This is a genomic window from Streptomyces sp. ATLC9, from assembly GCF_057196705.1.
The window spans coordinates 1-15,226 of the sequence record NZ_JBXUOY010000113.1 but is presented as its reverse complement, the minus strand read 5'-3'; the positions used below and the strand labels follow the sequence as shown (position 1 = coordinate 15,226).

At 67.3% G+C, this 15,226-nt stretch carries 8 protein-coding genes and 3 pseudogenes; all 11 read left to right on the top strand.

What is annotated here, in order from left to right; translation table 11 throughout:
- Positions 1-316: 316 nt before the first annotated feature.
- Entirely contained in the window at positions 317-1,435 is a 1,119-nt protein-coding gene (locus AC2CJA_RS14035; RefSeq protein WP_484603035.1) for a pyridoxal-phosphate dependent enzyme, read from the top strand.
- A 6-nt stretch (positions 1,436-1,441) separates the two neighbouring features.
- On the top strand, positions 1,442-2,716 hold the full coding sequence (locus AC2CJA_RS14030; RefSeq protein ID WP_484603034.1) for an MFS transporter: 1,275 nt from the start codon (positions 1,442-1,444) through the stop codon (positions 2,714-2,716).
- Between the two features lie 43 nt (positions 2,717-2,759).
- Positions 2,760-3,833, top strand: coding sequence for an ornithine cyclodeaminase family protein (locus AC2CJA_RS14025; protein WP_484603033.1), 1,074 nt, complete (start codon positions 2,760-2,762; stop codon positions 3,831-3,833).
- Positions 3,834-3,842: 9 nt separating this feature from the next.
- The gene (locus tag AC2CJA_RS14020) at positions 3,843-4,685 is read left to right on the top strand and encodes a class I SAM-dependent methyltransferase (protein WP_484603032.1); all 843 of its coding nucleotides are present in this window, start codon (positions 3,843-3,845) and stop codon (positions 4,683-4,685) included.
- The gene (locus AC2CJA_RS14015) at positions 4,682-7,978 is read left to right on the top strand and encodes an amino acid adenylation domain-containing protein (RefSeq protein ID WP_484603031.1); all 3,297 of its coding nucleotides are present in this window, start codon (positions 4,682-4,684) and stop codon (positions 7,976-7,978) included. The genes AC2CJA_RS14020 and AC2CJA_RS14015 overlap by 4 nt, the downstream gene beginning before the upstream one ends.
- Entirely contained in the window at positions 7,975-9,723 is a 1,749-nt protein-coding gene (locus AC2CJA_RS14010; RefSeq protein ID WP_484603030.1) for a non-ribosomal peptide synthetase, read from the top strand. Before AC2CJA_RS14015 ends, AC2CJA_RS14010 begins: the two co-directional genes overlap by 4 nt.
- Entirely contained in the window at positions 9,720-11,999 is a 2,280-nt protein-coding gene (locus tag AC2CJA_RS14005) for a M20/M25/M40 family metallo-hydrolase (RefSeq protein ID WP_484603029.1), read from the top strand. Before AC2CJA_RS14010 ends, AC2CJA_RS14005 begins: the two co-directional genes overlap by 4 nt.
- Positions 12,000-12,247: 248 nt before the next feature.
- Positions 12,248-12,529 (top strand): annotated as a pseudogene (locus tag AC2CJA_RS14000) (transposase); the annotation flags it as partial.
- 204 nt (positions 12,530-12,733) lie between these two features.
- Positions 12,734-13,273 (top strand): annotated as a pseudogene (locus tag AC2CJA_RS13995) (transposase); the annotation flags it as partial.
- Between the two features lie 143 nt (positions 13,274-13,416).
- Positions 13,417-14,067, top strand: coding sequence for a DUF6417 family protein (locus tag AC2CJA_RS13990; protein ID WP_484603028.1), 651 nt, complete (start codon positions 13,417-13,419; stop codon positions 14,065-14,067).
- A gap of 524 nt (positions 14,068-14,591) precedes the next feature.
- A pseudogene (locus AC2CJA_RS13985) lies at positions 14,592-15,116 on the top strand (relaxase domain-containing protein); the annotation flags it as partial.
- Positions 15,117-15,226 lie beyond the last annotated feature (110 nt).

Below are 15,226 nucleotides of genomic sequence, written 5' to 3'. Positions count from 1 at the left end.
GAACATCGCCGCCGGTCTCCGCCACAACGCCCGCGACCCTCGGCGACCCCTCGCGCTCCTCGGCCTCGGTTGATCACAAACCGGACGTCACTCGACTACGCCGAAGCCCTGGCTATGGGGTCCACGGCCAATAGAATCGGCCATTTCCATCTCCGCGACCGTGCCTTGAACCGGCCGGCAGGCGCCCCCCCGACCTTGTCGGTGCAGGCGACATCAGTCTGCACCGCAGAGCGAGCAAGGTATCAATTTCTGCCAGCGATGACAGGTCCAGGAGCAAAGGTGTTGCTTACATCAGGGGGTGCGTTTAAAGTTCCCCATGCAAGACAGCACGCAGACAGGGCGGGTAGATCAGAGCTTATTGCGAATCACGCGGAGGGAAGCAATGCCAGGGGTCCAACCTGTCTTAGCGCAGGCTCTCCGCGGAACGCCGTTGGTGATCTTAAACATCGCCTACCAGGGGCAGTCGTGGCCTCTGGGGCTGAAAATGGAGCAGCACGGACCCACGGGATCCGTGAAGGATCGCACCGCAGTGGGGCTTTTACGGGCACTGCACGATGAGCGGCCGCTCGTACCGGGCACGGTGGTGGTGGAGTCCACCTCTGGGAATCTCGGCCTGGCCCTGGCTCGACTGCTTCCCCTACTGGATTGCGCCTTCATTGCGGTGGTCGATCCCAAGACACCGCACACCACTCGCCGGTTGCTCACAGAAAACGGCGCCGATGTATTGGTCGTCGACGAACCGGACGGATACGGTGGTTACTTGCTGAGCCGGCTGCAGCGGGTACGGGAGCTCTGCGCCGAGAACACCGACTACCGATGGCCCAACCAGTACGAGAACTGGGCCTCTCCCAATGAGCATCGGCTCACTACAGGACCCGAACTCACCGAGCAGGCGGGCGCGGACCTCGCCGCGGTGTACGTCCCGGTATCCACAGGGGGCACACTCGCCGGCACCTCCGCCTACCTGCGGGAGTATCGTCCAGAGGTCGAGACGGTCGCCGTGGACGTACGCGGCTCACTCGCTCTCGGGGGCAGTGCGGGTCGTCGGCTGATACCGGGGCTTGGAGCGAGTCGTCCGTCGGTCTTCCTCAAGGAACCACACAGTTATGACCGCGCTGTGCATGTCGACGACGTGGAAGCCATCGCGGTCTGCCGGATCATGGCCGAGGACGTGGGGCTGGCGCTTGGAGGTTCTAGCGGCTGCACCGTCCGCGCGCTTCTCGATGACCTGGAACACGGCGAAAACAGGGGCCACCACGGCGACGCGCGTGGACTTGCGGTCTGCCTCGCCGCCGACGGCGGCGAAAAATACCGCGACACCCTCTACTCCGACGACTGGGCAACCGAGCAGGGTGTCGCCAAAGAAATCCCCCATGCGGTGGAACGACTGCGCCGAGAAGGTCTTTTCTTCGCTCGGCCGCGCCAGGAACACTGACTGACCATGAGTAAGAGTGCCACCCCCCAGCGGCTCCCGAATTACGGCTACCGGAACTTCCTGCCGGTCGTGCAGGGCGCCACCCTGATCGAATGGACCGGAACGGGGCTCTTCCTGGCCGTCTCGACGATTTACTTCGTCAAGGTCGCCAACCTCAGTACATCGTCTGTCGGACAGGGACTGACGATTGGCGGGGCCATCGCCATCATCGCCGCCCTGCCCATCGCCCGGCTAGCCGAACGCTTCGGTGCGAGACCGGTGCTGACCGGCGTGATGCTACTGCGCGCCCTGGCCACGATCGGTTATCTGTGGGTGGACGGCTGGTGGAGCTTTCTGCTCGTGGTGGCCGTCATCGCGGTCACCGAGCAGTCCTCTCCCGCACTGGTGCAGGCGTACGTCGGGGCACGCACAGCGGGAGACCTGCGTGCCAAGGTGATGGCAGTGCAGCGCACCGTCGTCAACATCGGCATCAGCCTGGGCGGGCTCATCGCCGGCTCCGTGCTGGGTACCGGTTCCACGAACGCCTTCCGGTTACTGCTCATCGGCGGCGCGCTCGCCTATGTGGTTGTTGCTGTCGTGTTCGCCGTCGCGCGGGGCGGGGATGCCGCGGACGTTGTCGTCGCGTCCACCAGCGTAACCGAGCTTCTCAAAGACCGCCGGCTGCTCGGTTTCACCGCGTACAACGCACTGGTGTCGATGTGGATGCCCATGCTCAACGTGGCCTTCCCGCTGTGGCTGATCACCGCGACCGATGTACCGGAGCGATTCGTCGGCATTCTCTACGCCGTCAACACCGTGCTATGCGTCGCACTGCAGTACCCGCTGACCCGTTGCTACAACACGAGTCGCCGGGCCTGGCTCTCATACGCGGGGGCGGCGTCGCTACTCGGCTGCGGGGCGCTGGCCTTCGCGGCGGCCCCGGGCTTCGGAACACGGGACGCGGTCCTGGTGATGGCCGGTGCCATCGTCCTGTTGACGTTCGCCGAGCTACTGCAGATAGGCGCCTCCTGGACGCTCTCCTTCGACCTCGCGCCCGCAGAGGCTCGCAGTGCCTATCTGGTGCTGTTCAACACCAGCCGCACCGTCGCCAACCGTGTGGCGGGACCCGTGCTGATGACTGGCGTCGTGCTTGCCCTGGGGCGAACGGGGTGGATCATGCTCGCCTGCGTCCTGCTTCTGGGTGCGCTGGTTCCGTTTCTCATGCTGCGCGGGAGGCGCGGTCCGGCCACCGTCGCGTACTCGGCCCAGGCCGTAAGGCCCAGGGCTCCTGCCGACGGCTGACCTCATATCCCCGGCTGTTTCCCTCAGGGAGGACCCGTCCGATATGGATTTCGAGCGATACCCCAACTGCACCTTCCGCTATCTGACGCGCGCGGACGTCATCAAGTCGGCCTGCGGCCTGGATATTGTCACCGAGGTGGCCGATGCCCTGCGGGTGCACGCCGCCGGGCAGTCGGTACTTCCCGAGGAAGCCTACCTCGGCTGGATCACACCACAGGGCGACTCAGCCCGGCTGCTGGCCATGCCCGGCGCGCTGGTCGAAGACGGCAATCCGCCGGTGATCGGCATGAAGACGATCAACGCCTCGATCGGCAACCCCGGACGCGGCATTCCCCGCTCCCAGGGGTTCACACTACTCCTCGATCCGGAGACCGCCCGACCGGTCGCACTGATGGAGGCCGCGTACATCAGCGCCATGCGCACCGCAGCGGTGACCGCACTCGCCGTGCGGCACTTGGCGGTCGACGCGCCACGGCATCTGGCGCTACTCGGCTGCGGCGCGCTCGCCCGTGCGCATGTGGCACTGCTGCTGCACACCGTGCCCACTCTGCGCCGCATCGCGCTTTACGATGTGGCACCCGGCCGCGCCAAGGCGCTTGCCAGCAGCATCGTCTCGCTTCCCGATGCCGCATATGTCGAGACCGTACTCGCCGACGACGCCCGGAGGGCCGTGCGGGATGCCGACATCGTCGTGCCTGTCACAACCGTGACGCAGGGCTATATCGAGCCTGACTGGCTGCGACCCGGCGCCCTCGTCTGCCATGTCTCGCTGGACGACCTCACCGAGGCCGCCGTGCTCGCGGCGGACACGGTGATCGTCGACGACTGGGGTCTGGTGCGGGACGACCCGCGTCGGCTGCTCGGCCGGATGTACCGGGCGGGCACTCTGCTCGACCTCGACGGCAACCCCCGGGACGAGGTGACCCCACAGCCCGGCGCTCGGCGCGTGGACGGCACGCTCGGCGATGTACTCACTGGCCGGCACCCGGGCCGCAGTGATGAGGACGAGATCGTGATCAGCAATCCGTTCGGCATGTCGATCCTCGATGTCGCCGTCGCCAGCCGTGTCCACACCCACGCCGAGGCCACCGGTATCGGCGCCCAGCTCTCGCTCTGAGGAAGTCACATGGCGATTGACCAAACCACCCAGGAAATCAACCGCACGATGTGGTCGTACGGCGAGTACCGTCTTGTCGCCGATCTGCTGCGGCCCGGCGCAGTCGAGTTGGTTGAGCGGCTCGCGCCTGAGCCGGGCACCACCCGCCACCTCGATGTAGCCACCGGAAACGGCAATGTGGCGCTTCTGTCCGCCGAGCGCGGCGTCGTGGTCACCGGGCTCGATCTGACAGACGAGTTCTTTCCGGACGCACAGGAACGTTTCGCGCAGGCCGAGGTCGAAGTGTCCCTGCATCGGGGCGATGTGCAGGAATTGCCGTTCGCCGACGCCTCCTTTGACCTGGTGACCTCAACCTACGGCGTGCAATTCGCACCTGACCACGCCGCATCGTCCAGCGAGATGACCCGGGTACTGCGGCCGGGAGGGCGGATCGGCATGTGCAACTGGACGGCGCGCAGTTGGACTGCGCACTTTCAAGAGATACTCTCCGCCTACTTCCCCTCCCCCAACGGCCATCAGGGTCAGCCCATGTTGTGGGGATCCGCGGACTACCTGACCGAGTTGTTCGGACCTGGGTTCACGGTGACGGCAGAGATCCGGGAACTCTTCTATCCCTTCAGAACGGCCGAGGAATTAGTCGTTTTCTTCGAGAACTGCTTCGGTCCTTGCATCGCCGCACGGAACACGATTTCGCCGTCTTCGCGGTGGCAGGAATTGCGGGCCGAGATGATTGAGATGACCGAAAACTTCCACACGACTGATGAGCGGGGTACGGGTGTTCCCGTGGAGTACCTCCTCGTCGTGATGGAGAAGACCGCCGGTGCGGTCGCAGGAAGCGAGGGGACGCAGTGAAAGGGCTGCCGGAGTATTATCCGCCGCTCCCGCTGGCCGAAGGAGCTCTGGAACAGGCCACCGCGGCGGCACTCACCCGCAGCGAGCCGTACGAACTGGACAACGGCGTCCATGCGTATGTCGAGCGGTACGCGGTCAGCGACCCGGACCGCACTGCCGTCGAGGACGGTGAGCACCACTTCAGCTACGCCCAGTTGACGGACCGCGTGCACCGTGCCGCCGCATACCTGGCGGCCTGCGGAGTGGACAAGGGCCAGATCGTCGCCGTCGGTGGTCGACGCGGCATCGACGTCATCACGGCCTTCCTCGCGCTGGAGCTGCTGAGTGCCGCCTACCTGCCAGTGGACGCGGGCTGGCCCGCCGCGCGCGTCGAGTCGCTGCTCGCCGACAGCGGTGCGGTGCTGCTCCTCACCGCCGGCGGCTCGGACGACCACGGTGAGCTGGTCGACGGCGCACGGGCGGCCGGAGTGCCCATCGCATCCACCGCACTGGCGGACCAGCCGTACACCCGCCCCGTACCGCCCGCCCCCCACGAAGTGCGCTACGTCCTGTACACGTCTGGTTCGACCGGCCGCCCCAAGGCAGCGGTGGTTGAGCACCAGGGGATGCTCAACCATCTGTGTGCCAAGGTCGACGACCTCGGTCTGACCGCGGACGACAGGCTCGCGCAAACCGCACCGCTCGGTTTCGACATCTCGGTGTGGCAGATGCTGGCACCATTCCTGGTTGGCGGCCGAGTCCAGGTGTTCAGTGACGAACAGGCCCAAGACGGTGGCCTGTTACTGGAGACGGTCCGACACCGTGGTACCACGGTACTCGAGACCGTGCCCACCTTGATGCGCTTTCTGCTTGACGCCCAGGAGAGCACCGGGGTCTCGCCCGGCGCCCTGCGCTGGATGATCGCCACCGGCGAGGAGCTCGCTCCTGCTCTGGCACGGCGCTGGCATGCCGCCCTCCCCGGCATCGCGTTACTCAACGCCTATGGCCCGACCGAGTGTTCCGACGACGTCACTCATGCCGTGGTCGGCTGCCCGGGGACCGAGGTACGCCACCTGCCGATCGGCTCCCCCATAGGCAACGCCGAGCTGTACGTGCTCCGCGTCGAGGACGGATTGTGGCATGCCTGCCGACACGGCGAGGCGGGTGAGTTGTTCATCGGCGGGCTCGTCGTGGGCCGGGGTTATCTGGGCGACCCGGAGCGGACCGCGCTCGCCTTTTTCGCCAACTCCTTCACGGGTAAGGGACGGCTGTACCGCACAGGTGACGCTGTGCGCGTTCTGCCGGACGGCCGACTGGAGTACCTGGGTCGCGTCGACCGCCAGGTGAAACTTGGTGGTGTGCGCATGGAACTCGCCGAGATCGAGGCAGTACTGGGCAGCCATCCGGGGATCGCGGCTTGCGCGGTCACCATTCGCACCTCGGGTGACGCCGGTGCGTTGGTCGCCCGTGAAAGTGCCCATAGCCCGGCCGCTGAAGGGCCGCCCCGACTCATCGCGTATGTTGCTGCTTCCGGTGGTGAAGTGGCGGAGGACGCCCTGTGCGCCTACGTTGCAGAACGGCTTCCCGCGTCGATGGTGCCGCACTCCTTCGTCGTACTGCCACGGCTGCCGCTCACCCGCAACGGCAAGACGGATTACGACGCGCTGCCCGAACCGCCGCGCCGGCAGCGTCCGGCCGGCCGGCCATACGTGCCGCCGCGCGGGGAAGCGGAGACCACAATTGCGGCGTTCGTCGCCGAACTTCTCGGAATCGAGTGTGTCGGCCGCCATGACTTCTTTCTGGGGCTCGGTGGCGACTCGCTGCTGGCAATGCGGCTGGTCGCGCGGCTACGTGACGCGGGAACGACCGCCGGTCTTCGCGACGTGCTGCGCGACGGCAGCCCTGCCGCGCTCGCCGCCTTCGATGAGTCGCGGACCAGAACCAATGCCGGGGAGAAAGCGCTCACCTGGGACGACGCACCGCGCACCCGCCCACTCACCCCGCAACAGGCCGGCGTGTACTTCCATTGGCGTCTCGACCCGCTCAACCCCTACTACAGCTACCAGGGCTTTCTGGAGCTTGACGGGCCCCTGGACGTGGTGCAGCTTACCAAGGCGTGGGATCTGCTGCTCGCTGAGAATCCGCTGCTGCTCGCCAGGTTCGCCGAGGACGACGGAACGTCCGACCGGGAGGTGGTGCACCACTACCCGTACTGGCAGGTGCCGCTGCCCCGGTATCCGGATGACGTCACCGCAGAGGAGTTTCGCCGAATCGCCGCGGAGGAAGCGGCCCAGCCCTTCGACCTGCTGGCCGAACCCGCGCTACGCGTACGTCTGTATCGGCTGCCCGACGGTCCGCACCGGATCCTGATCACCATGCACGAGCTGCTGCTCGACGGCTGGGGCGCGACCGTCCTGTTCCAGCGGCTTGCCGAGTTGTACGAGCAACTGCCCGCGGCACCGGATCCGGAGCGCACCACTCGCTACGACCGCTATCTCGAGCACCTGGCAAAGCTGCTGGCATCGGATGAGGTGGCTGAGGCCGGCGCGTACTGGCTACGGCAGCTCGCGGGGGCTCTTCCGGTGCTTCAGATCGCACAGAAGCAGCGCCCCGCCATGCCGACCTACCGCGGTGACATCACCGAAACGGTGCTGGACGAGGCGCTGTCACAACGGCTGCGGCACACCGCACTGTCCACGTCATCGACCGCTTTTGTTCCGTTGCTCGCCGCGTACACGCTGGCGCTCGGCTATTACGGCGACGCCGACGAGGTGATCGTCGGGGCACCGATGGCCGGGCGGGAGCACCCCGAGACCATCGACGTACCGGCGTTCATGCTGGCCATGCTGCCTCTGCGGCTGCGCATCGACCCCACTGCCACGCTGGCGGACTTCACCGCCGGAGTGCGCGAGACGGTGTACGAAGCATACGCCGCAGCCGAGCACCCCTTCAGCTGGACACTCCGGCGGCTACCGAGCGCCGCCCGCAGTTCCGCTGCGACACCGGTCTTCCAGACGATGCTCAACATGCTGCCGTACCCGGCGCGCGCGATCAGCGCCGGTGGTGTCGACTTCCGCTTCGTCGAATTGGACACCGGTTACACCAAGTACGACTGCGCACTATATGTCCAGCCGCACGGCCCCGACCGGCTCCTGCTCCAGTACGCGTACCAGAAGGAGCTGTTGGACGCCTCGGCCGCACGCAATGTCCTGGATTCGACCCTGATCGCGCTGCGGGCACTGACCGATCCCGAACGCGCCACACGCACCACCGTTCAGTCCCTCGACCTGATGCCGGGAGGCAGAACCACATGATCAAAACCCTGCTCGAACGCTTCGCCGACCAGGTGGAGGACCGCCCCGAGGCCGTTGCCCTTCACTGCACGGGCAGCAGCCTCACGTACCGTGAACTAGACGAATGGAGCGGGCGGCTGGCCGCCCAGCTCGCGGCCAAGGACATCGGACCGGGGTCGCTGGTGGCGTTGGCCGTCCAGCGTGGTCCCGCCGCGGTCGCGGGGGTGCTCTCTGTGCTGAAAACCGGCGCCGCCTACCTCGGTCTGGATCCGGCGATACCCGTGCGACGGCAGCGCCGGATGGTGGAGGAAACGCGACCGGACTGCGTGCTGGCGGAACCCGGACTCGACCAGTTCCCCACGCTCGACGCGCCCCGCGTCAAACTCACCACCGTCGTGGAGGGCCCGTTACACCAGACGCCCCGGGAGGAGCCGGACGACGACGCGCTGTTCCATATCGTCTACACGTCTGGAACGACGGGCAATCCGAAGGGTGTACGCATCAATCGGCGTTCCGTCCGCGGTCGGCTGGAATGGATGTGGCGCGACCACCCCTTTCCCGAGCGCGCGGTGCTGGCCGTGCAGAAGTCGGTGGCACTGGTTGCCTCGCCGTGGGAGCTGCTCGGCGGACTGCTGGCAGGCGTCCCCTCCGTCGTGCTCAGCAGCGACGAGGTACTTGACCCGGCACTGTTCGCCGCCGTGGTGGAGCGGGAGCGGATCACTCATCTCTATCTGACCCCACACCTTATCGCCGGACTGTTGGAGGAGAGCGCCAAACTCAGCGGTGGGCATCAGCCCCTCTTTGTCACCAGCGGCGCCGACGCCCTTCCCGTCGCCACGGTGCGTCGGTTCCGTGAGGTCTGGCCCGACGCGACACTGCTGAACCTCTACGGCATGACCGAGACGGCGTCCAATGTCACCTCGTACGACACAGCTGCCCTACCCCTTGACGCCGTACGCGTGCCCGTCGGTACTCCGGTGGCGGGCGCATCGGTCTCGGTCCGCGACCGGCTCGGACGGCGGCTGCCGCCCGGTGTGACGGGCGAGGTGTGGGTCTCCGGGCCACCGCTGGCGTTGGACTACCTCGGTGGTGACAACGAGAACCGCTTCACCGCGGACGAATCCGGAGTGCGGCACTACCGGACAGGGGACCGCGGCCGCCGGCTCCCGGACGGCGTACTGGAAATCACCGGAAGAGCTGATAATCAGATCAAGGTGCGTGGCTACCGCGTCGAACTCGAGGAGATCGAGTCCACCCTGCGCAAGGCCCCGTACGTCACCGACGCGGGCACGTTCACGGAGGGCGAGAGCGGCGAACCACGGATCATCGCCTGCGTTACGGCGGCTGAAACGGTTGCCACCGCAGCGCTGCGGGCATATCTACGCGACCGACTGCCCGACTACATGCTGCCCGCCCGAATCCAGCAGGTTCCCAGGCTGCCGCTGAACACCAACGGCAAGTTGGACCGCACCGCCCTGCGCACCCTCGTTGACAGCATCGAGCAGGAGCAGCCCACCGGGTTCGTACCGTCCGACGACATCGAAGCGGCGGTCGCGGCGCTCTGGAAGGAATTGCTCGGCGCTCCCCCGACCGGCGCGGACCAGAACTTCTTCGATGCCGGTGGCCACTCGCTGCTCGCCGTTCGGCTCGCCAACCGGCTGTCGAAAACCGCCGGCCGACGCGTCCCGCTGCGCCGCATCCTCGGCGCGCCCACCGTCAGCGCGATCGCGGACCTGTGCCGCGAGGCCCGGGGGGAGCGGATATGAGCGTGCCCTGGCTGAGTATCCATGACGCACGGCACGAGCCTTCGAGCACCGTTGCTGTTTGCTTCGCACCCACCGGCGCACATGGCTCAACGTTTACCCCCTGGCGAGATCGGCTACCTGTCGACACCGCGCTCGCGCTGGTCACACCGCCGGGCCGGGGCAGCCGCATCGACGAGGAGCCCGTTACAGACATGGCCGTATACGCGGACGCCGTCGCCTCGGAGGTGCGTGCGATACCGAGTGGGCGGCAACTGGTACTGATCGGCGTCAGCCTCGGCGCTCTGCTGGCATACGAGACGTGTCGCCGACTACTCGACGGCGGTACGCCGGTCGCCCGGCTGTGCGTGGTGGCCGGGTGGTCACCGGGCGACTTTCATGGCGGCGGAGGGGAAGTGACACTCGACGACGCCCGGGCCTTCGTCACCGAGGCGGGTCTGACCGACCCGGAGCTGCTGACGGATTCCGAGTTTGAGGAGGTGCTGCTGCCTCCGGTGATGACCGATCTGCGGCTGGCCGCGGGTTACGACGGCCGCGAAAGTGCTGTCCCGCACGTCGAGCTCAGGGCGGTGTGGGCCACTGACGACCCGCATGTGCCGGAGGACACCGTTCGCAGGTGGACGAGTTGGACCAGTGCCGACTGCGCCGTGCTGTCCGTCGAGGGAGGGCACTACGTCCACCAGGAAAATCCAGCGGCGGTCATTTCCGCATGTCTGGACGGCCTGTCCAGCACACGGCCGGCACGGCGCTCCGTGCTCAGCGCGGGAGCGACCATCATCGCGAGCACGGTGCTGTCGCTGGGCGCCGAAACGGCCTCGGCACCCAAGGCATCGGCGGCTGCCGGTGGTTTCTTCGACGGAGATCCGACCGATCCGGTCGGTCTCGCTGTCGCGATGATCCGGCAGGACACCAGTAACCCGGGCGATGGCGCACTCACCCTGCCTCACGCGCGGATGCTGGAGGGGGTCTTCCGGGCTGCAGGGGTCACCACCGAAATCGTGCCGACCCCGAAGGAGGGCAATGTCCATTTCTTCGCCCGCATTCCCGGCAATGGGTCGAGTCTCAAGAAACCGCTGCTCCTGCTCGGTCACTCCGACGTCGTACCTGCCACCGGCGACACCTGGACCAGGGAACCGTTTGCGGGGGCCATAGAGGACGGCAAGCTGTACGGCCGCGGCTCTCTCGACATGAAGGGCGTCAACGCCGCCTTTGTGGCCGCCCTTCTGCGTCATGTGCGGGAAGGAGCCCGCTTCGAGCGGGACATCATCTTCTGGTCCGACTGCGACGAGGAACAAGGGCCGCATGGGGTGCGCTGGTTCCTCACTACGCACCCCGGCGTGGTCGAGCCGGGCACGGTCCTCACCGAGGGCGGCTGGCTGCTCAACCAGCATGACGGGAAAACACCGATGATCGCTTCGCTTACCTGCAACGACAAGCGCTCCCTACTGCTGCGGCTGGAATGCAGGGCGTACGCGACACACACCTCCAAGCCGTTCACGGGCCAGGCGATAACCCGCCTCGGCGAGGTACTCGACCAACTGGGCGGCTGGCGGGCCCATATCCGCCCCAACGCGCTATCCCGTCGGTACTTCGCGGAACTCTCCGAAGCCACCAATTCCCCCTCGCTCGCTGCGGCCCTGCGAGAGATGCTCGACGCCCGCACTGAGACACAGCGTGACCGAGCCGGCGAGGCGGTCGTACGGCTCAGCGACACGCCCGAGCTGCACAACGCGATGCTGCGCACCACGCTGGCCTTCACTTCCGCCCGATCAGGCTACTACCCGAGTATCGCGCCCGGGACGGCGACCGCTGAATTCCGGGCGTCCTTTCTGCCCGGGGGTGACGACCCGGGTCGTATCATCGCCGAGCTGCGCTCACTGATCGGCGACCGGGCTATGCTCAGCGTGGTCGGCAACCCGGGCGAGAGCGAGCAGCAGGTGGTCGACCGACTGCGCGGCTACCTGTCGGTGCCCGATTCCAGGCAGGACACGGATGTCTTCCGGGCATGGCAGGCCGCGGTACGCAGAACGCATCCGGGAGTAAGAGCCACGGCCTGCCAGTTCGAGGCAGTCACCAGCGCGGTGCCTTTCCGCGAGCAGGATATTCCCGTATATGGCATATATCCATTCACCGTCAGCCGGGACATGCTCGGGCGCATGCACGGGACCGACGAACACATCGGTGTCGAGGCGCTGCGAAAGGGCACCGAAACAGTCTACCAACTACTCGCCGGTCTGCGTGTCCCTTCTCTGCCCGCCAGGGCCTCCGCATCAGGTTGAGCTTTTCGCACGGGGAGCCCTGCCGCACCGTCACGACGCGGACTTCGGCCCCCTTCTCAGGGGCATTTGATCCAGGCGTATTCCCCGTACGCCCCAGTACGTTCCTCGCCAAGCGCGTAACGGAAGAGACGACACCCGCCTGGCGAGGAACGTACTGGAAAACAAACGGCAATCCGCCTACTCTGGTACGTCGTGGTGTGAACCGCCCCGTGTCGAATGGAGACCCGATTTCATGAAAGAGTCGAGTCATGGCACGACCTTCCCGTTACCCGCTTGAGCTCCGCCGTCGTGCGGTGCGCATGGTCGCCGAGGTGCGCGGCGACTACCCGACCGAGACGGCCGCTCTGCAGGCGGTCACGGACAAGCTCGGCATCGGTTCCCGCGAGACGCTGCGGAACTGGCTGAAGCAGCACGAGATCGACGCGGGGACGCGGCCGGGGACGACGACGGAGGAATCGGCCCAGCTCAAGGCGCTGAAGAAGGAGATCGCCGAGCTGAAGCGGGCGAACGAGATCCTCAAGGCGGCGGCGTAGTCGTGTGACGCCCGGTTTGTGATCATGCGAGGCCGAGGAGTGCGAGCGGGCGGCGGGGGTCGCGGGCGTTGTGGCGGAGACCGGCCGCGATGTTCTTCGCTCCGGCTGCCCGGAGGGCTCGCGGCGGGGACTGTAAAACGTTCGGTGTAACTCCTGATCAAGGAAGATGCATCGATGACCAGCGAGAACGTGACCGAGACCGAGACCGTCAAGGCCGTCTGGCCGCGAACGACCGTCCAGACCTGCGTGGTCCATCTGCTGCGGAACTCCTTCCGCTACGCCGCCCGCCAGGACCGGGACAAGATCGCCAAGGTTCTGAAGCCCGTCTGCACGGCGCCGACCGAGGAGGCCGCGCTCGAGCGGTTCGCCGAGTTCGCCGAGACGTGGGGCCGGAAGTATCCGGCGGTCGTGCGGCTCTGGGAGAACGCCTGGGAGGAGTTCACGCCGTTCCTCCGATTCGATGCCGAGATCCGCCGCATCGTCTGCACCACGAACGCGATCGAGTCCGTGAACGCCAGGATCCGGCGGGCGGTCAAGGCCCGCGGTCACTTCCCGAACGAGCAGGCCGCGTTGAAGTGCGTTTACATGGCGATCATGTCGCTGGACCCGACCGGCAAGGGCCAGGCCCGCTGGACCGTGCGCTGGAAGACCGCCCTGAACGCCTTCGACATCACCTTCGACGGCCGTCTGTCGGCAGCCCGTCAGCAACCCTCAACAACCCCGGTTACACCGCTCGTTTGACAGACCCTGTGGTGACAGGCGGGAGTTGTACGGGTGGTGTACGGGCGAAAACACCACGCGGCCGGTGCGCGGTGGGCCATGATCCCTCCCCGTGGGCTCGGGGACAGCGGCCCCCGGCTTCGGCGAGAAAGGGGCAGGCGGGGATGACCGACAAGATCACCGGCGGGCAGTGGACGGTCCTGGAGCATCTCGCTGCGGCGGAGCGGGCGGGGGAGACGGTGCGGCAGACCTGGCTGCCGGTCGGCGGCCCCGTCGACGAACGAGCGGTGCGGGTGCTGGAATGGGCCGGGCTGTGCCGTACCGTCCCTGCCTCCGAGGTCCTGCGCGCCAGCGTTTCCCGCCTGCCCGAGGCGCGGGCGGCGCGGATCACCCCCGAAGGCATGGATGCGCTGGTCTGGCACCACCACCGCACCGGGGCTGATCGGCCGTGCCCGGCCTGGTCGGCGAAGGCGGCCGACTCTGCCTGGCAGGAGGTCGCCCTCCAGCCGCACGAGATGCTGCTGTTGCGCCGCTACACCCACCTCCTGCCCGATCTGGCCGCCGCCCCGGCGGCGGCCGGGACGCTGTGGGAGGCCCTGATCGAGGCCCACTACGACACCACCGCCAACCGCTGGCGCCTCCAGCTCGACGACACCGGCCTGGCCGGGCTGGCCCACGCCGCCCATCTGGAGGCGATGGCCGGGCAGGTGACCGCCCGCAACCGCCTGCACCGCGCCCATGGCCTCACCCACCCCTACCCCGTCCCCGCCGCCTCCTTCCACAGGGCTGCGGCGGGTACGGGAAGCTTGGAGTGACCACCCGCCGGTGACCCAGTTCCGGCATGGAGCAGGCGAAGCGGGTGCGCCGGAAGAGCAGCGGCTGAACCGTCGCAGCGCAGCGCAGCGCAGCATTCGCACGGCTCAGTCAGGTCTCGTAAAGGGCGCGCATCATGTCCGCCCACTCCTGTGAGCGGGTCATGTCGCTGGCGCAGCTGTTGCAGTGCGGCACTTTGTCGGTCCGTGTGGGGTGTGGCTGGTTGGAGCGGACTTCGACGGTCGTGCGGAGAGTGAGCGGGCGGCGGCACAGCGGACAAAGGTCTCCGTGAAGCAGTTCGGTAGTCATGCGGCGGACTATGCACACGTCGGCGGCTTACCGTCTCGGGCTGGCCCGGACGTCCCGCCTGGCGGGCGCTCCGGTAAAGACTTGGTGATGGCCTCCCGCCCAGCGGGAAGGATCTCGGATCGCGCTTTTTCGCACGTCAGCGCCGGGGTTCCATGGGCTGGTGATCAGCCAAACGAAGATCTGTCCGGGAGACGAGCGCTATCTCTTCCGCGGCGTGATGGTCGGCGATGGCCACCGTGCTGCGGGCACGTCGCTGCGCGCCGCCCAAGATGAAGCCGGTGTCCCGCCCGGTGTGTGGAAGGGCCGGGGCCTGGCCGCGGTCGGCCTGACGGTCGGGGACGTGGTGACCGAGCGGCAGGCGGAGCTGCTCCTGGGGGAGGGTCGGCACCCGGACGCCGACCGGATCGAGCGCGAGCTCCTGGCGCAGGGCAAGAGCCGGGCGAAGGCCCGGCGGGCGACTGTGCTGGGCAGGCCCATCGAGCACAACCGCTCGCCCAAGACTGACAAGGCCAAGGAGCGCGTCCCCTGGCTCGGCATGCACCTGGTGTTCCGGCCCCCGCCGACGGCACACCTCGCGTGGGCGCTGGCTGACTACGAGACCCGGCTGGTGCTGGAGCTGTGCCAGGACATCGCCCGGGACAAGACGCTGGCGTGGCTGGAGGATGCGGTCGCGCAGATCCGCTGGAAAGGTGGAGGCAAGGAGCGCGACCGGGTCAAGGACGGGCTGATCGTCGGGGTCTTTAGCCTCGAAGTTTCGTGACGGTCCGCCGACGGAGTCGGTGGACCGTTTTCGTGCCGTGGGCTGAGGCTGGGCAGGCCGACGGCCCGGCTGTCGCGTCGGGTGGGCGCCGG